This is a genomic window from Peptoniphilus asaccharolyticus DSM 20463 (assembly GCF_900176115.1).
Lineage (GTDB): Bacteria > Bacillota > Clostridia > Tissierellales > Peptoniphilaceae > Peptoniphilus > Peptoniphilus asaccharolyticus.
Genome location: NZ_FWWR01000009.1, coordinates 496,296 through 515,693, shown reverse-complemented (window position 1 = coordinate 515,693; position 19,398 = coordinate 496,296). Strand labels below are relative to the sequence as shown.

The window sequence follows — 19,398 nt, the reverse complement described above, 5'->3', positions numbered from 1 at the left end:
TTCATTAGTTTATTTAAATTTACAATTTAATTGGTTTTATCTAAGAAATATATTATAATAAAATTAACAAATTTAAAAGAGGTGAAAATAATGAGTGCCATAGTCATGAGTGATTTGACAAAAAGAATGGGCAAAAAAAAGGTATTTCAAAACCTCAACTTAGAAGTTTTAGAGGGTGAATTTTTTGCACTTTTAGGACTTGAAGGGGCTGGAAAGACAACAATTGCTAAAATAATATTTAATTATCTTAAACCTGCTAAAGGGCAAATAATGGTTTATGATATGGATTGTGCTAAAGATTCTAAATATATAAAAGAAAGTGTTTCATATATACCAGAAGAAGCCGTTTTCAACGAAAATATAAGAGCTTCATATCTATTTAAGAAAACTTTAGTTTCACATAATCTACAAAATACTGATGAATTAGAGAAACTTTTAGAGCTTTTTAATTTTAATCAAAGATTGAGATTCTCTGAAATGACAGAATCTGAAAAGAAGTTATTTGCGGTTATAAACGCTCTTATTATCAAACCAAGATTGATAATAATGGATCAACCATCAAAGTTCTTATCTAACGAACAAGTTTCAGTGCTTTTTGCTCACTTAAATTATTTGAAGGAAAGTGAAGGGTTAACTGTATTTATGCTTACAGATAGTCTTATGGAAGCACAAAGATACTGTGACAGAGCAGCTTATCTATATGATGGTAAAATAAGAGATATTGAGTACTTAAAAGATAAAATTTCTAATGACAAGCTTATAAGAATTCATAAGAATTTATCTGATTTAACACCATTCACAACAATAGGAGCTATTCTACTAAAAGATTCTCCTTATGAAAAGATTTTCTATTATGATAAAGATATGAATTTATTATCTAATGTAATTAGCCAACACATGATTGACGATTATACAATCGAAAATTCTTCTCTTAGAGATAAAATAGCAGCTTATTACGATTCAGAAAATCCGTATGAAGTAGAAGTCGAATATCATAGACCTATTGTAGCAAAATCAGAAACCGTTGTTGAAGAAGTTACTGAAATGTCAGAAGAAACTACCGAAGTAATTCAAATTGAAGAAAATATTTCTGGAGATTCTATATCAACAACTGTAAGTCAAGATACTATACAAATAGCTCCAAAGGGAACAACCTTAGAAAATGGAGAAATTGTTATGGAAGATGAAGATGCATCTGAGAAAGAGGTGGAACAATGATTTTTTCTAGGGAATTAAAATCAAATTTGTCAAAACTTTTTGCTTGGTTATTAGTCATCGCTATATTGACAGGGCTTTTAATGGCTATATATCCGCTTATGTTGGACGGAAATATGAAGAGTATATTTGACAGTTTTCTTTCTTCTTTATCAGATAATGTAAAAAATATTTTAGGATTTAAAGACGAATTAGATTACACTGACATCTCTGAATACTTGGGATTTATCTTCCAATATGTAGCAGTCTTTATCGCTATGTTTGCTATGCAGCTAGGAGCAAATTCTTTAGCTAAAGAACAATCTCAAGGTTCTATAGGATATATATATTCAAACCCTATTTCAAGAAGCGAAATAGTAACTCAAAAACTTTTAGCAAATATACTAACTTATTTTATTATGCTTGTGCTTTTAGCTTTAGTTACTTTTGGAATAGTATATGTAATTCAAACAGAAGTTGAACTTAGCATACAAATAGTAATTTTTGCTATAGCTAAAATATTCGGTGGAATGTTTATCGGTGGATTAGTATTTATGAGTATAGGTCTTTTCTTTAGTTCTATGTCAAAATCTACTAATTTTACTGAAGGAACTTCAATACTATTTGTTCTATTAGCTGTATTAGTGACAGTTTTTGGGAAAATATATGGATCTACATTTAAAATGATAGTTGAAAAATTTACTTTAGAAGTTTTCAATCCTGTATTTTTTGTAAAAGAACAATTTGATTTCACTGGAATGGGAATAAATTTAGTTATATTAATTATATTTATTTTACTTTCATATGTTATATACAATTCAAAAGAATTAGATTATTAATCCTGTGTTATACAGGATTTTTTTCTTGATGAATATTAACATATATGCTATACTTGTAAACGATGATTTACTACACACACCTTTTGATGTATTGAGAGTTGCAGAAATGTCCTTAATTACAGATGATGAAGGTGGAGGATATAAACAAAGGGGGAATTTTTTTGTCAGTAGTAGCAATGAAAAACTTATTAGAAGCAGGTGTTCATTTCGGACACCAAACAAGAAGATGGAATCCTAAGATGGCTAGATTCATCTTTACTCAAAGAAACGGTATCTATATAATAGACCTTCAAAAAACAGTAAAGAAAATCAACGAAGCTTATGAATTCATAAGAGAATTATCAGCAGAAGGTGGCACTATTCTTTTTGTAGGTACAAAGAAACAAGCTCAAGATGCTATCGAAAAAGAAGCTAAGAGATGTGAAATGCCATTCATTAACCAAAGATGGTTAGGTGGTCTTTTAACTAACTACCAAACAATTAGAAAAAGAATAGATAGACTTCAAAGAATCGAAGAAATGGAAGAAGATGGAACTTTTGAAGCTCTTCCTAAAAAAGAAGTTATCCAAATAAGACACGAAGGAGAAAAATTAGAAAAATTCCTTGGTGGTATTAAAGACATGGATAGAATTCCAGATGCAATATTTGTAGTTGACCCACGTAAAGAAAGAATAGCTGTTAAAGAAGCTCATATTTTAGGAATTCCTGTAATCGGAATTATCGACACTAACTGTGATCCAGATGAAATTGATTTTCCAATCCCAGGAAATGACGATGCTATTAGAGCCGTAAAGCTAATTACTGAAACAATGGCAAATGCAGTATTAGAAGGTAAACAAGGTACTCAAAATGTAGATTTTTCTGAAGATAACAAAGAAGAATCTGTAGAAGTTAAAAATGAAGAATCTCAAGCAGAGGATACTGTAGAAAATATAGAAGCGTAATTAATTTTGAGAGTTCTAAAGCTTGTCTTTGAACTCTCTTTTTTTAGGAGGTAAATTTATGGAAATAACAGCAGCATTAATCAAAGAATTAAGAGACAAAACATCAGCAGGTATGATGGACTGTAAAAAAGCGCTAAAAGAAGCAGACGGAGATTTAAACAAAGCCGTAGACCTTTTAAGAGAAAAAGGATTAGCTTCTGTTGCTAAAAAATCAGGAAGAATCGCTAGTGAAGGTATTGTAGAATCTTATGTTCACGGTGGAAGAATTGGTGTTTTAGTAGAAGTAAACACTGAAACTGACTTCGTTGCTAAAAATGATGAATTCAAGAGTTTTGTAAAAGATATAGCTATGCAAATCGCAGCTGTAAACCCTAAATATGTAACTCGTGAAGAAGTTCCTGCAGAAGCTTTAGAACATGAAAAGAAAGTTCTTACAGAACAAGCTCTAAACGAAGGAAAACCTGAAAAAATCGTTGAAAAAATGGTTGCAGGAAGACTTGAAAAATTCTATGAAGAAATCGTACTTCTAGATCAAAAATTCATCAAAGACCCTGATGTAAAAGTTCAAGATTTATTAAACAATATTTCAGCTAAAATTGGTGAAAAGATTAACGTAAGAAGATTCGTTAGATACGAAGTTGGCGAAGGTCTTGAAAAAAGAGAAGAAGACTTTGCAGAAGAAGTTGCAAAACAAATAGGTAAATAAGGAGCCGACATGGAGCCTAAATATAAAAGAATTGTTTTAAAATTATCAGGAGAAGCTTTAGCGGGTGAAAAGGGAGTAGGTATAGATATTCCAACCGTTAGAAAAATTTCTGAACAAATTAAAGCAATTCACTCCCTTGGAGTTGAAACTAGTGTTGTAGTTGGCGGAGGAAATTTCTGGAGAGGAAGAGATTCTGCTGATATGGACAGAGCTACTTCAGACTATATGGGTATGCTTGGAACTGTTATGAACGCTCTTGCTTTTCAAGATTCTCTTGAAAATATAGGCGTTATGACAAGAGTTCAAACTGCAATAGAAATGAAGGATGTAGCTGAACCTTATATAAGAAGAAAAGCTATAAGACATCTTGAAAAAGGTAGAGTTGTTATTTTTGCGGCTGGAACAGGAAGTCCTTATTTTTCAACAGATACCACATCAGCTTTAAGAGCTGCAGAAATTGATGCAGAAGTTATACTTATCGCTAAAAAAGGCGTTGACGGAATTTATGACAGTGATCCTAAATTCAATGCTAATGCTCAAAAGTTCAAAGAGTTGTCATACCTTGAAATTTTAAATAGAGAGTTAAAAATTATGGATACCACAGCAACTTCATTGTGTATGGATAATCAAATTCCATTAGTTGTATTCGGAATAGATGAAGAAAATTCTATAGTAGATGTTGTTGAAGGTAAAGATATGGGCACAAAAGTGCGTTAAGGAGAGAAATATGATATCTGATATTAAAAAAGATTCTGAACAAAAAATGTCTAAATCTATTTCAGTTTATAAAGAAGATCTTCAAAGTATTCGTGCTGGTAGAGCAAACCCAACTTTATTAGATAAAATTACAATTGACTATTACGGACAATCAACTCCGTTAAATCAAGTTGCTGGAGTTTCAGCTCCTGAACCAAGATTACTTGCAATACAACCTTGGGATGCAAACACTATTCCTGAAATCGAAAAAGCTATTTTAAAGTCTGACTTAGGAATAACACCATCAAATGATGGTAAGATAATAAGACTTGTAATTCCTCAATTAACTGAAGAAAGACGTAAAGATCTTATTAAAATAGTTAAAAAGAATAGTGAGAATGCAAAAGTTGCTCTTAGAAATATTAGACGTGATTCAATGGAAGATATTAAGAAATTAGAAAAATCCAATGAAATAACTGAAGATGATAGAAAAAGAGCTGAAGACGATATTCAAAAAATCACAGATAAATATATCGAAGAAGTAGATAAAATCACTAAAGATAAAGAAAGTGAATTATTGGAAATTTAAGGTTAGGGCCCAAGAGGGTCCTAATTTTGTATGGAGGAATAATGGATATTGATATGACTAACATTCCAAAGCACATCGGCATAATAATGGATGGCAATGGTAGATGGGCTAAGAGAAGAGGTTTGCCAAGAACTTTAGGACACAGAGAAGGTACAAAAAGAGTAATTGAAATTGTAGAAGCTTGTTATAAACTAGGAGTTAAATCGCTTTCTCTATATGCTTTTTCAACAGAGAATTGGAAAAGACCTGAAGAGGAAGTTTCAAAATTAATGGATTTATTAATCTACTATATCGAAAATCAATTGGAAAAGATAAAGAAAAATAATATAAAAATTAATGTTTTAGGCGATATTTCTTGTCTTCCAAGCAAAGTTAGATTATCTGTTGAGTGTGCATTGAATGAAACAATGCATAATGATAAAATGATATTAAATATTGGACTAAATTATGGTGGAAGAGATGAAATCATAAGAGCAACTAAGTTAGTCGCCAAAGACGTTTTAGATGGCAAGACTAATGTTGAAGAAATTACTTCTAAGGTATTTGAAAATTATTTGTATACTTCAGGCCAAGATGAGTTGGACCTTTTAATAAGACCATCAGGAGAGCTTAGAGTTAGCAATTTTATGTTGTATCAATTAGCCTATAGTGAATTTTGGTTTTCAGATGTATTGTGGCCTGATTTCACAGAGGATGTGCTTTTAGATGCAATAAAAGATTTTCAAAAGAGAAGTAGACGCTATGGGGGAATTGATGAGTGATTTACGCACTAGGACTATAACAGCGCTAATAGGTTTAATTTTAATATCATTTGTTCTATACTTTGGTGGGATTGCACTTAAGAGTGTGGTTTTGATTACAAGCATATTTGCAATTTATGAAATGAACAGGGCATTAAAGTTAATAAATATAAAACTTAATATTTTAGCACTTGCGCTTGGAATAATTGGAATTTTAGTTTTACAAAGCTTAAAATTCAATGTTTTTTATAGTTTAATAATAGTTTTCTTTGTAACAGCAATAAGCTATCTTTTCTCCAAAAATATATCTTTAATGGATAGCGGATTAACTGTGATGATGTTTTATTATATACCTTTAAATTTAAGTTTATTAGTAGAATTGGACAAGACACCTTTTTTATATCTAGTGTTTGTAATAGCATTTTCTACAGATACTTTTGCATATTTAAGTGGGTCTAAATTTGGAAAGATAAAATTATTAGAATCAGTGAGTCCTAAAAAATCTGTTGAAGGATTTATCGGAGGTATTTTAGGATGCCTTATATGTTCAATATTATATTTAGTTTATTTTGACTTAAATTTAAGTGTATTGAGTATCATATTTATTGTTTTGGCATCTATAATGGGACAAATGGGAGATCTATTTGCATCTAAAATTAAAAGACTTACAGATATAAAGGATTATAGTAATTTATTGCCAGGACATGGTGGTATTATGGACAGAATCGATTCTATTTTATTTATAATACCGCTTATATACTCTCTCTTAAATATAATTAATAATCTGTAATTTGGGAGGAAAAATGAGTACATTAATTGGTTCAATTATAGTATTTATGTTGGTTATAACTTTGCATGAATTGGGGCATTTTACTGTAGCTAAACTTTGTGGAATAAAAGTTAATGAATTTTCTATTGGAATGGGCCCAAAGCTTTTAAATACTACTAAAGGTGAAACTTTATACAGCTTAAGATTACTACCAGTGGGTGGATACGTCGCTATGGAAGGAGAAGAGGAAAACTCCAATGACCCAAGAGCCTTTAACAATGTGAATGTATTTAAAAGAATGGCGGTAGTTGTAGCTGGTGTAGTTATGAATTTCCTATTAGCTGTAGTAGCTTTTTTGCTTGTTTTCTTGATGATTGGAGTGCGCACAAATACAATAGACACCGTACTTGATGATTCACCGGCTAAGGTTGTCGGTCTTTTAGAAGGCGATAAAGTAATCAGTATAGGAGATAACACTGTTAAAAATTGGAATGATATAATCGAATCTATATCATCTCAAAAAGGCGAATTTAAAATAGTTGTAAATAGAGCAGGAAAAGATATTTCTTTTAATATAATTCCAGAAGAAAGAGATGGAAGATCAATTATAGGGATTACTCCTAAAGTCGAAAAGTCATTATCTAATTCCTTGGGAGCAAGTTTTAATCATACATTATTTATGATAAAAGATGTATTTAAAACAATGGGGATGCTTTTTACAGGCAAGGCTAAGGTATCTATGCTTGCTGGTCCGGTTGGAGTAATAAATATAATAGGTCAAGAAACTGCTAAAGGATTTATAAATCTTCTAAATATTTTAGGGCTTATAAGTGCTAATTTGGCAGTTATAAATCTACTTCCTATACCGGCACTTGATGGAGGAAAATTATTATTTTTAATAATTGAGTCCATAACTGGGAAAAAACTTAATGAAAAAGTTGAAAATGCTTTGAGTTTAGTGGGACTATCATTTTTATTTGGAATAATGATTTATGTTACGATTTTTGGCGATTTAAGCAGAATACTAAATGGGTGATGAAATGATTAATAGAAAACAAACTAAGCAAATTATGGTGGGAAATATTCCAGTAGGTGGAGACGCTCCTATCACAGTTCAATCTATGACTAATACAAAAACTAAGGATGTTGAGTCCACAGTAAAACAGATATTAGCTCTTGAAGATGCTGGATGTGACATTATAAGATTTGCTGTAAATGATAGAGAAGATGCAGAAGCTATTTTGAAGATAAAAAAATCAATACACATTCCTATAGTTGTGGATATACAATTTGACCACAAATTAGCAATTATGAGCGCTGAAGGTGGTGCGGATTGTATAAGAATAAATCCTGGCAATATCGGCAACAAGAATAAGGTTAAAGAAGTTGTGGAAGCATGTAAATATCATGGTCTGCCAATCAGGATTGGTGTTAATTCAGGCTCCATTCACCAAGATTTATTAGATGAACTCGGTGGAGTAAATGCCAAATCAATAGTACAATCTGCAATTAGGGAAATAGAAACATTGGAAGACTTAAATTTCTTTGATATAAAGGTATCTTTAAAAGCATCTAATGTAAATCTGTCTATTGATTCATACAAAGAATTTTCTAAAATATCTGATTATCCACTTCATTTAGGAATAACAGAGGCTGGCCCAGCTTTCCAAGGCGCTATAAAGTCAGCTCTTGGAATAGGATATCTTTTAAGAGAGGGAATAGGGGATACCATTAGAGTTTCACTAACTTCTGACCCTATTGAAGAGATTAGAGTTGGAAGAGAAATCCTAAAGTCTCTAGATATTCTAACAGATGGTATAGATATAGTTTCGTGTCCTACTTGCGCAAGAACAAATATAGATTTATTAAAATTAGTTGAGGAGGCTGAAAAGAGAATTTCTCCACTAAAGAATAATCTAAAGGTTGCATTAATGGGATGTGCAGTAAATGGTCCAGGAGAGGCTAGAGAAGCTGATATAGGAATAGCTGGTGGACATGGAGAGGCTATTCTATTTAAAAAAGGAAAAATTATAAAAAAAATCCCTGAAGATAATTTGTTAGATGAATTAGTAAAAGAAATAGAAAATATGTAGGTAAACTATGAAATTTGAAGAGTTGTTAGAAAAATTAAATTTAAAAGATAAATTTAGTGCAAATGAAATACAATTTAAAAAATGTATTTTAGATAAAGGTAACTTAAGTGCAGAATTCAAATTTATATCAAATTCAGATGTAGAAGATGAAGATGTTTCTATATTAGAAAAATCTTTAGAGAAATTCTTAGAACTGAATATAAAATGTAATTTTGAAGTAATAAGCGCTCTTTCCGTTGAAGATATAGTTATAAATACAATATTGGAGTACAACCCTTCTGTTCAGACTTGTATAGATGAAATCGAATTAAATGTAACTGAAGAATATATAACTATAGCTCCTCCTAAAGAGGAGTTATATTATTCTTTTACTTCAAATGGATTAGGTGAAAGACTAAGAGAAAGTTTGTCTACATTTAAAGATTATAAAATAGAATTTTTAAAACCTGAAGTAACTTGTTCATGCACAACAGAGGATTTAGAAAAAAAGCTTGATGAAATAGAACAATTTGAAAAAAATTTAGTGCAAAACACAGAGACTGTAAGAGAAGTATTTAAAGAAGAGAAGAAAGTAGAAAAAGAATTTAAATATGGCAAAAAAGATATTTGCGAGACCACTCAAATAATTAATGTCAACTTAAATCAACCTAAAGTAACTATAATAGGAAAGATATTTAAAATTGATATTAAAGAAATAAGAGATTCAAAATTCATATATACATTCTCTCTAAGCGATCACACAGGCTCATATTATGCAAAAGTATTTTTATCAGAGGATAAAAAAGAAGAGTTTGATGCTAATTTAAGAACTGGAACCACAGTTCTAATTACAGGCAATCCGCAATACGACAACTTCTTGAGAGATCAGTCTCTATTTATTAGATATTTGGAGATAGTCCCAGAAGAGGTACCTGTTGATGAACAAGAAATAAAAAGAGTTGAACTTAGACTCCACACCAGAATGAGTACAATGAATGGAATTAATCCATTTGATGATTTTGCCAAAAGAGCAAAAGAACTTGGTATGGATACAATTGCAATAACAGATGTTGCTGATGTCCAAGGTTTCCCAGAGGCTATGGATGCAAGTAAAAAATATGGGCTTAAAATTTTATATGGATTAGATGCAAACTATGTTGATGATAGTCCAAAAATTTTAATCAATAGAGAAAATTCATCTATGCAAGGGCGTACCTTTGTAGTATTTGATATCGAGACTACCGGATTTTCTCCTAGGACTGATGAAATAACAGAAATAGGTGCTGTAAAAGTTAAAGATGGTGTTATTGTAGACCACTATTCTCAACTTATAAATCCACAGAGATCAATTCCAGAAGAAGTTCAAAGATTAACAGGAATTACTCCAGCATTAATAGCAGAAGAACCTACTATAGACAAAGTAATATTTGATTTTTATGATTTCTGTAAAGATAGCGTCTTAGTTGCGCATAATGCAACTTTTGATACAAGATTTATAAGAAGAGATATGCTAAAGCATAACTTGAATTTTGAATTTGATATAGTAGATACATTGTATTTAGCAAGAGCTCTTGTGCCAGATATGAAGAGATTTAACTTGGGTGCTTTGTCTAAAAAATTTGGAGTGTCACTTGTAAATGCGCATAGAGCTGTAAATGATGCTCAAGCAACTGCTTTAGTATTTATAAAATTACTTGAAATGGCAGAGGCGGAAAGTGCAATTTGTGATTTGAATATTTTATCAAAAAATATAAATCCGGCAATATTATTTGAAGTGCCGGTGTCTATTTTGGTAAAAAACACTACAGGCTTAAAAAATCTATATAAATTAGTTTCAGCATCTCATTTAAAATACGTTAGCAGAGTTGCTAAAGTGCCTAAATCTTTAATAGAGAGGTATAGAGATGGACTATTAATAGGCAGTGGAAATACTAAATCACCTTTGTTTGAAGCAGTATTAAATTTAGAAGATGAAGATAAGATAAGAGAAATTGCCAAATTCTTTGATTATATTGAGTTACAACCAATTGAAGATAATATTGAACTTATACAAAGCGGAATGGTCAAAGACAAAAGGGAACTCGAGAGCATAAACATTTATCTTTATAATTTGGGAAGAGAGCTAAATATACCAGTTGTTGCAACGGGCGATGTATTCTACTTAGAGCCGGAAGATGATTTGACAAGAAGAATTATACTTTCAAATCAAACTCCCCCTGTTAGAGGGGCTAATGTACCTAAGACTTTCTATTTTAGAACCACAGATGAAATGCTTAGAAGTTTTAGCTACTTAGGAGAAAGAGAATCCTATGAGGTTGTGGTTGAGAACACCAATAAAATAGCAGATTCAATAGACAAATTAGACCCTATTCCAGAGGGAACTTATCCTCCCTCTATTGATGGAGCAGAAGAAGATTTAAGAAAAATTTGCTATGACAAGGCCCATGAAATTTACGGAGAAACTCTCCCTAAGCTTGTTGAAGATAGATTAGAGATAGAGCTTAAGAGTATTATAGACAATGGATATGCCGTTTTATATATAATTGCACAAAAGCTAGTTGCAAAATCAAACAACGATGGTTATCTTGTTGGTTCAAGAGGTTCTGTAGGCTCCTCTTTCGCGGCTACAATGGCTTCTATAACAGAAGTTAACCCTTTGGTTCCTCATTATGTATGCCCTGAGTGTAAGCATTCAGAATTCTTCACAAAGGGAGAAGTTGGTTCAGGAGTAGACTTGGATGATAAAAATTGTCCTATTTGTGGCACAAAGATGAAAAAAGACGGTCATGATATACCTTTTGAAGTTTTCTTGGGATTTAACGGAGATAAAGAACCCGATATAGATTTAAACTTTGCTGGAGAATATCAACCTAATGCTCACAAATACACCGAAGAATTATTTGGTGAAGGTTATGTATTTAGAGCGGGTACAATTGGTACGGTTGCTGAGAAGACAGCTTATGGATATGTTAGAAAGTATTTTGAAAGTCAATCTATTCACTCTGCTGAAGTAGATAGATTAGTTAATAATTTAGTTGGTATAAAAAGAACTTCAGGCCAACACCCTGGAGGAGTTATGATTGTGCCGAAGAGTAAAGAGATTTTTGATTTTACTCCAATACAACACCCAGCAGATGATATCAACTCAACTGTAATCACAACTCATTTTGACTATAACTTTATACATGGTAAAATTCTTAAACTAGATATACTTGGACACGACGGTCCTACTATAATCAAAATGTTAGAAGATTTTACGGGTGTAGATTCTAACAAGATAGCTCTAAATGATCCAAAAACTCTAAGTTTGTTTAGAACGGCTGAGGCTTTAAACTTAAATACCGATGTGTTTGAGACTAAAACAGGTACATTAGGAATTCCTGAATTCGGAACAAACTTTGTAAAACAAATGTTAATAGAAACAGAACCTAAAAACTTTGCAGACTTGGTTAGAATTTCAGGTCTATCACATGGTACAGATGTTTGGACTAATAATGCTCAAAGTTTAGTTAATGATGGTAGAGCAGAACTATCTGATGTTATTTGTACAAGAGAGGATATAATGACTTACCTAATACGTGCCGGAGCTGAAAATAAAATGGCATTTGACACTATGGAAAAAGTGCGTAAAGGTAAAGGTCTTACAGACGAACAAAAGGGAATTATGAAGAACTTAGCACTTCCTGAATGGTATATAGAGTCTTGTGAAAAGATAAAATATATGTTCCCGAAAGCTCATGCTGTTGCTTACGTAACTCAATCTTTTAGAATAGCTTATTTTAAGTTGTATTATCCTTTAGCTTTTTATGCTACATTCTTTACTATAAAGTTAAATGACTTTGATGGTGAACTTGTGTTACAGGGAAGTGAAGCTGTTAAGAACAGAATAGAAGAAATCAAAAGCTCTGATACTTTAACTGCTAAAGAAAAAGGACAGCTTACCATATTAGAAGTAGTGCTTGAAATGTATGCTAGAGGATATGAGTTTGAAAATGCTGATATATATGAATCAGAAGCTAGTAGATTCTCTATTAAGAACAACAAAGTTCTGCTTCCGCTTAGAGCATTTATAGGAGTTGGAGAGTCAGTTGCAAAACAGATTGTAGCTGAAAGAGAAAATGGGGCATTTATTTCTATAGAAGATTTTAAGAAGAGAACAGGTACAGGAAAGAGTACAACTGAAATATTAAAACAAAATCATTTGTTAGATGATTTTCAAGAAACTAACCAGATAAGTTTGTTTAGCTTCTAGTTGCTTGAAATAATTTTCAAATGTGATATAATTGTATTATTAAATAGCAAGTTACTAAAGAGTGGGTTCGCCCACTCTTGTTTTTGTAATGGAGGTGTATAATGAGCAAAAAAGAAATAATTGCCAAAATTAAAGAGATAGCTCAAAGACATGCCGATGAACTTGGGTATGAATTAGTTGATATTGAATATAAGGTTGGCAACAAACATGACTTATTATCTATTTTTATCTACAGAGAGGGAGGAATAGATTTAGAAGATTGTTCCAACATGAGTAGAGCTGTAGACGATGAGGTTGAAAAATTAGATATTATAGAAAATCCTTATTATTTGGAAATATCTTCTCCAGGATTGGATAGACCATTAAAAACAGAAGCCGACTACAGAAGGAATATAGGTAAAGAAGTTACTATAAAGCTTTATGCACCTATTGATGGTAAAAAACAGATTGAAGGTGTTCTATCTGGTTATGATAGTGAATGCGTACAAATTGAAATTGAGTCTGAAAACATCAATATTCCAATTAAATCAATTGCAAATATGGTACAAACCATTAAATTTTAGGAGGAAGTATGAATCAAGAGTTCATAGAGGCCTTAGATGAGCTAGAAAAAGAAAAAGGAATTTCAAAAGAAATTGTTTTTTCTGCACTTGAAGCAGCTATGGTTTCAAGTTATAAGAAAAATTTTGGAACAAGCCAAAATGTAGACGTAAGTATAGATAGAGAAACTGGAAAGATAGACATCTTTGCTCTACAAGATATAGTTGCAGATGAAGACTTGATAGATGATAAAACTCAACTTTCAATTACTATGGCAAAAGCTATAGATCCGAAATATGAAGTTGGAGATGTATTTTCTAAGATGGTAGATCCTGCAAAATTTGGTAGAATTGCAGCACAAACAGCTAAGCAAGTAGTTATTCAAAGAATAAAAGATGCTGAAAGAGACATTATATTCGATGATTTTACAGACAGAGAAAATGAAATAATTACAGGACAAGTTCAAAGAGTTTCTTACGGAAATGTATTCTTTGATTTAGGTAAAACTGAAGCAATTCTATTGCCATCAGAACAAATAAAAGGTGAAACTTATAAACAAGGTGATAGATTTAAACTTTTATTAGTTGAAGTAAAGAAAACTACTAAAGGTCCTCAAATAATATTATCTAGATCTCATCCAAATCTTGTGAAGAGATTGTTTGAATTAGAAGTTCCTGAAATAGCTGAAGGTATAGTAGAAGTTTACTCTATCGCGAGAGAAGCTGGTTCTAGAACTAAGATAGCAGTTTTCTCAAAAGATGAAGAAGTAGATCCATTGGGAGCTTGTGTAGGATATAAAGGTGCAAGAGTCAAAGCTATAGTGGACGAATTACACGACGAAAAAGTTGATATAGTTATCTATAGCAAAAATATCGACACATTCATAGCTAACGCTCTAAGTCCATCAAAAGTAGAAAAAGTTTTTGCAAATGAAAAAGAAAAATCAGCATTAGTTGTAGTCCCAGACTATCAATTATCATTAGCTATTGGTAAAGAGGGACAAAATGCAAGATTAGCAGCTAAACTAACTGGATGGAAGATTGATATAAAGAGCGCAACTCAGTATGAAGATTATTTAACAGCTGAAGGAATTACAGAAGAAGATTTATATGAACAATATGGATATAAATCTGACCTAACAGAAGATACTGTAAGCTAAGAAGAATCAGTAGAAAATATTGAAAAAGCTCAAGTTGATACTGATGAAGAACTTTTAGAAAATGAAGAAAATGAAATTTAAATTATATATTTAAAGGCGTTGGAGAATTTATGGCAAAAGCGAAGAAAATACCTATGAGAAAATGTTTGGGTTGTGGTGAAAATAAACCTAAATCAGAACTTATAAGAGTAGTAAAAAACAAAGAAGGCGAAGTTTTCCTAGACGTTAGTGGTAGAAAGAATGGCAGAGGTGCATATCTGTGCTATGATGAAAATTGTTTGGACAAAGCAATAAAGTCTAAAGCTTTAAACAGAGCATTTGAAATGGAGATAGACGATGAAACTATTGAAGAATTAAAAAGATCCATTAAAGATATGCCTTAATTAGGAGGTGGCCGTATGTCAAAAATTAGAGTACATGCATTGGCGAAAGAATTAAACCTAAGTAGTAAAGATTTACTACAAAAGATGGAAGAATTAAAAATTGACGTTAAAAATCATATGTCAACATTAGAACCTGAAGATGAACAGAAGATAAGAAATGTATATCAGCCTAAAACTGAACAAAAAACTGAAACTACAGATAATAAAAAACCTAATGTCAATGACAATTCAAATAAAAAACATATAGATAAAACAAATCATCAACAAAATAAAAATAAAGACATGGATAAGAGTGGTCAACAACAATTGAATAAAAATTTTGATAATAAACAAAATAAAGAAGTAAAAGAATCAGATAAAAAACCTAACAAAAAACATATGGAAAAAGAAAAAGTTAAAACAGAAGATAATAACTTTAAAAATAAAAATAAGAAACACAAAAATAAAAAAGGTGAATCTGAAGAAAATAATAATGAACCTAATAACAGACGTAGACAGAGAGATTTAACTAAAAAAACTCCTGTTAAAAAGAGATCTAAAGCTCAAAAGAAGCAAGATAGAATAGACTCTATAAAAAATGATGATTCACCGATTAAAATAAAAGCTCCTATAACAGTAAAAGATTTTGCAGAAAAATTAGCATTGCCAGTAACGCAAATAATATCTAAATTAATTGTATTAGGTGTAATGGCAAGTCAAAATCAAGAAATTGATGAAGATACTTGTATCTTAGTGGCTGATGAACTCGGAGTAGAAATTGTAATAGATGAACCGGAAGAAGAAGTTTCTATCGAAGAAAAATTAGGTCTTGATTTTGAAGACGATGAAAAAGACTTAAAGAGTCGTCCACCAGTTGTAACGGTAATGGGACACGTAGACCACGGCAAGACATCTATACTTGATGTAATTAAAAAATCACACGTTCAAGAGTCTGAAGCTGGAGGAATCACTCAACATATAGGTGCTTACACAGTTACTGTAAATAAAAAGAAAATAACATTCTTAGATACTCCTGGTCACGAAGCATTTACTTCAATGAGACTAAGAGGAGCGCTTATAACAGATATCGCTATACTAGTAGTAGCTGCTGATGATGGTGTAATGCCTCAAACAGTTGAAGCCATATCTCATGCTAAATCTGCTGGAGTTCCAATAATAGTTGCTATTAATAAAATGGATAAACCAGGCGCTAATATAGATCGTGTTAAACAAGAGCTTCTTGAAAACGGACTTATGAGCGAAGACTGGGGTGGAGATACAATAATGGTTCCTGTATCTGCTAAGACAAAAGATGGTATAGATGATCTTTTAGAAATGATAAACTTAGTTGCAGAAATACAAGAACTAAAAGCTAATCCTAATAGAATGGCTGTTGGTACTGTTATTGAAGCTAAATTAGATAAGGGTAAAGGACCTATGGCAACTGTTCTAATTCAAAAAGGTACTTTGAACTTTGGAGATACAGTAGTTTCTGGAGTAGCAAGTGGAAGAATTAGAGCAATGACTGACGATAAGAACAGAAATATTAAAAAAGCAGGCCCATCTATGCCAGCTGTTATTTTAGGTCTTTCTGATGTTCCAAATGCCGGAGAGCTTATCTATGCTGTAGAAGATGAAAAAACAGCTAGAACTATAGCTGATTCTAACAGAGAAGAAATAAGAGAAAATAGAATTAATGCTGGAAGCAAAGTTTCTTTAGATAATTTATTTGCAAGAATAAAAGAAGGAGAAATGAAAGATTTAAATATTGTAGTTAAAGCTGATGTTAAAGGTTCAGTTGAAGCTTTAAATCAATCTCTTCTTAAACTATCTAATGAAGAAGTTAAAATAAATGTTATCCATTCCGGTGTTGGTGGAATCAATGAAAGTGATGTTACTTTGGCATCGGCATCAAATGCGATTGTAATCGGATTTAATGTAAGACCTAATATCAATGCTTTAGAATTAGCTAAAAACGAAGAGGTTGATGTTAGAACTTACAGAGTTATATATGACATAATTGACGATGTTGAAAAAGCTGCTAAAGGTATGCTTGATCCAGACATTATAGAAGAAGTTATGGGAAGATGTGAAGTTAGACAAACTTTCAAACTTCCCGGAAATATAATTGTAGCTGGAGTTTATGTACTTTCAGGTAAGGTAGTTCGTAATTCTAAGATAAGAGTATTAAGAGAAGATGTAGTTATACATGAAGGTGAAGTAGCGTCTCTTAAGAGATTTAAAGACGACGTAAAAGAACTAAACACTAGCTTCGAAGGTGGTTTAGGTATTGAAGGCTTTAATGATGTTAAAGAAGGCGACCTTATAGAATGTTATATCATGAAAGAAGTTAAGAGGGATTAATATGAATCCAAAACGTACTCAACAAATATCAGAAGAAGTTAGAAGAGCTATATCTGATGTAATACAAAATAAATTAAAAGATCCAAGAGTTCCTGATATTGTAAGTGTTTCAAGAGTAGACGTTACAAATGACCTTTCATTTGCAAAAGTTTATATTTCATTTTTCACTAGTGAAGTAGAAGAAGCTATGCAAGGAATTAATTCATCAAAGGGCTTTATAAAAAAAGAATTGTCTAGAATGGTTAAGTTAAGAGCTATGCCAGAACTAATTTTTATTCATGACGATTCAATTGAAAGAGGTTTAGAGATGAATAGGTTGATAAATGAGGTTAATCATGGTTCTAGAACAGATAGCTAAAGAAATAAATTCTGCCCAAAAAATATATGTAGCTTCCCACATTAATCCAGATGGTGATAATGTGGGTGCTCTAATGGGCACTTATATAATTTTAAAGGACTCTGGCAAAGATGTTACAGCGGTTAGGATAGATGAAGTTCCAGATAATATAAAATTCTTACCACGTCTTTCAGAAACTGTATCTGATGAAGGATTAGAAGCTCCAGATCTATTCATATCTGTAGACTGTGCAGATTTAGAACGTTTAGGTGGTTTAAAAGACCTATATCTTTCTGCTAAACGTAGAATCAATATAGATCACCATAGCACAAATACAAATTTTGGAGATATTAATTGGGTTGATTCAGATTCTCCAGCAACTTGTGAAATGGTATTTCATTTATTCAATAACCTAGGTTATGAGATAAGTAAAGATGCTGCAACTTGTATTTACACAGGTATTTCAACTGACACTGGAAGTTTTAAATATGATAGTGTAAAAAAATCTACTTTCGAAGCCGCTGGAGTTCTAATTGATAAAGATATTGATATAAACCAAATTGCTGTAAATTTATATCAAAGTCGTTCTAAAGCAAAAACAGACTTGTTGATAAAAACTTTAAACTCTTTAAAATACTATCACGACTCTAAACTTGCCATAGTTCATGTCAATGATGAATTAATAAAACAATGTGGGGCTCATAAGAGTGATTCTGATGGTATCGTTGAATTTGTAAGAGATATAGATGGGGTTGAAGTTGCTATTCTTTTGAAAGAAAAAAGCGATAGTATAAAACTTTCTGTCAGAACAAAAGAATATGTAAGTGCAATAAATATAGTATCTTCTTTTGGTGGAGGAGGACACATTAGAGCTGCAGGAGCAACTTTAGAGTTACCACTAGACAAAAGAATAGAAGATATAGTTAAAATTGTTGAAGGTGAATTAAATGGATGGCGTTCTGATAATTGATAAGCCAAAGGGTGTAACTAGCCATGATGTGGTATACATGGTTAGAAGAAAATTGGGTATAAAAAAGGTAGGTCATACCGGAACATTAGATCCAATAGCCACAGGCGTATTGCCAATCTTAATTGGTAAAGCAACCAAACTTTCAGATAAACTTTCATCTACAACTAAAGAATACATTGCTGAATTTAAATTTGGTATTCAAACAGATTCATTAGATATAACAGGTAATATCACTCATGAAAGTAAAATTATTCCATCTAAAGATGATGTGATTAATACTTTAGATAACTTCAGAGGTAAGATTTTACAGGAGCCACCAATATATTCAGCAATAAAAATTAATGGAAGAAAGCTTTACGAATACGCAAGAGCTGGAGAAACTGTAGAAATACCAAAAAGAGAATGTAATATATTGTCTTTAGAATTATTAGAGGCAGCTGAAAATAAATTTTCTCTATATATACATTGCTCATCTGGTACTTATGTTAGATCTTTAATTAGAGATATTGGATTAGCACTCAATTCTTTTGCAACTATGACTGAGCTTAGAAGAATTTCTACAGGTAAATTCAAAATAGAAAACTCTATAACTAAAGAAGATTTGGAAAATTTTGATTTAAATAGTATACAAGATAAGTTGATTCCAATGGATAAAGCTTTGTCTTTTGAAAAAATAGAACTTAAAGATGAAATGTATTCTAAAATAATTAATGGTATGATTTGTAAAGTAGAGAATATCTATGACAAAAATTCTGAATATAATGTATATTGTAAAAATAATTACATTGGAATTGGAAAATATATGTATCATAACAATATATGGGGTATTAAGATAATAAAAAAGTTAATAGGTAACTAGTTAGGT

The 19,398-nt window shown here is 31.5% G+C and carries 18 protein-coding genes; all 18 read left to right on the top strand.

Annotated elements, in window-relative coordinates; translation table 11 throughout:
• The first annotated feature begins 90 nt into the window (after positions 1–90).
• Complete coding sequence (locus tag B8869_RS03160; protein ID WP_084230281.1) at positions 91–1,218, top strand: ATP-binding cassette domain-containing protein; 1,128 nt, start codon at positions 91–93, stop codon at positions 1,216–1,218.
• Positions 1,215–2,033, top strand: coding sequence for an ABC transporter permease subunit (locus tag B8869_RS03155; RefSeq protein ID WP_084230280.1), 819 nt, complete (start codon positions 1,215–1,217; stop codon positions 2,031–2,033). The genes B8869_RS03160 and B8869_RS03155 overlap by 4 nt, the downstream gene beginning before the upstream one ends.
• A 161-nt stretch (positions 2,034–2,194) precedes the next feature.
• Complete coding sequence (gene rpsB, locus B8869_RS03150) at positions 2,195–2,977, top strand: 30S ribosomal protein S2 (RefSeq protein WP_084230279.1); 783 nt, start codon at positions 2,195–2,197, stop codon at positions 2,975–2,977.
• 58 nt (positions 2,978–3,035) lie between these two features.
• Positions 3,036–3,683 (top strand): translation elongation factor Ts, encoded by a 648-nt coding sequence (gene tsf / locus B8869_RS03145; RefSeq protein WP_084230278.1) that lies wholly within the window; start codon positions 3,036–3,038, stop codon positions 3,681–3,683.
• 9 nt (positions 3,684–3,692) lie between these two features.
• A complete protein-coding gene (pyrH, locus tag B8869_RS03140) occupies positions 3,693–4,400 on the top strand; it encodes a UMP kinase (RefSeq protein ID WP_084230277.1) in 708 nt (235 codons plus the stop codon).
• Positions 4,401–4,410: 10 nt separating this feature from the next.
• Entirely contained in the window at positions 4,411–4,968 is a 558-nt protein-coding gene (gene frr / locus B8869_RS03135; RefSeq protein WP_084230276.1) for a ribosome recycling factor, read from the top strand.
• A 41-nt stretch (positions 4,969–5,009) separates the two neighbouring features.
• Positions 5,010–5,729, top strand: coding sequence for an isoprenyl transferase (locus tag B8869_RS03130; RefSeq protein ID WP_084230275.1), 720 nt, complete (start codon positions 5,010–5,012; stop codon positions 5,727–5,729).
• Positions 5,722–6,498 carry a phosphatidate cytidylyltransferase gene (locus tag B8869_RS03125; RefSeq protein WP_159445231.1) on the top strand — a complete coding sequence of 259 codons (777 nt, stop codon included), beginning with the start codon at positions 5,722–5,724 and terminating at the stop codon, positions 6,496–6,498. Before B8869_RS03130 ends, B8869_RS03125 begins: the two co-directional genes overlap by 8 nt.
• A 13-nt stretch (positions 6,499–6,511) precedes the next feature.
• Positions 6,512–7,513 carry an RIP metalloprotease RseP gene (gene rseP / locus B8869_RS03120; protein ID WP_084230273.1) on the top strand — a complete coding sequence of 334 codons (1,002 nt, stop codon included), beginning with the start codon at positions 6,512–6,514 and terminating at the stop codon, positions 7,511–7,513.
• Between the two features lie 4 nt (positions 7,514–7,517).
• Complete coding sequence (ispG, locus tag B8869_RS03115) at positions 7,518–8,570, top strand: flavodoxin-dependent (E)-4-hydroxy-3-methylbut-2-enyl-diphosphate synthase (RefSeq protein WP_144017931.1); 1,053 nt, start codon at positions 7,518–7,520, stop codon at positions 8,568–8,570.
• 7 nt (positions 8,571–8,577) lie between these two features.
• Positions 8,578–12,801, top strand: coding sequence for a PolC-type DNA polymerase III (locus B8869_RS03110; protein ID WP_084230271.1), 4,224 nt, complete (start codon positions 8,578–8,580; stop codon positions 12,799–12,801).
• Positions 12,802–12,902: 101 nt separating this feature from the next.
• Positions 12,903–13,364: a ribosome maturation factor RimP gene (locus tag B8869_RS03105; protein ID WP_084230270.1), complete on the top strand. Its 462-nt coding sequence runs from the start codon at positions 12,903–12,905 to the stop codon at positions 13,362–13,364.
• Positions 13,365–13,372: 8 nt separating this feature from the next.
• Positions 13,373–14,500 carry a transcription termination factor NusA gene (gene nusA, locus B8869_RS03100; RefSeq protein WP_200805942.1) on the top strand — a complete coding sequence of 376 codons (1,128 nt, stop codon included), beginning with the start codon at positions 13,373–13,375 and terminating at the stop codon, positions 14,498–14,500.
• 110 nt (positions 14,501–14,610) lie between these two features.
• The gene (gene rnpM, locus B8869_RS03095) at positions 14,611–14,883 is read left to right on the top strand and encodes an RNase P modulator RnpM (protein WP_084230269.1); all 273 of its coding nucleotides are present in this window, start codon (positions 14,611–14,613) and stop codon (positions 14,881–14,883) included.
• 15 nt (positions 14,884–14,898) lie between these two features.
• On the top strand, positions 14,899–17,226 hold the full coding sequence (infB, locus tag B8869_RS03090; RefSeq protein ID WP_084230268.1) for a translation initiation factor IF-2: 2,328 nt from the start codon (positions 14,899–14,901) through the stop codon (positions 17,224–17,226).
• A gap of 1 nt (position 17,227) precedes the next feature.
• A complete protein-coding gene (gene rbfA / locus B8869_RS03085) occupies positions 17,228–17,584 on the top strand; it encodes a 30S ribosome-binding factor RbfA (RefSeq protein WP_084230267.1) in 357 nt (118 codons plus the stop codon).
• Entirely contained in the window at positions 17,562–18,533 is a 972-nt protein-coding gene (locus tag B8869_RS03080; protein WP_084230266.1) for a DHH family phosphoesterase, read from the top strand. The genes rbfA and B8869_RS03080 overlap by 23 nt, the downstream gene beginning before the upstream one ends.
• Positions 18,511–19,392 (top strand): tRNA pseudouridine(55) synthase TruB, encoded by an 882-nt coding sequence (truB, locus tag B8869_RS03075; protein WP_084230265.1) that lies wholly within the window; start codon positions 18,511–18,513, stop codon positions 19,390–19,392. The genes B8869_RS03080 and truB overlap by 23 nt, the downstream gene beginning before the upstream one ends.
• The last annotated feature ends 6 nt before the right edge of the window (positions 19,393–19,398 follow it).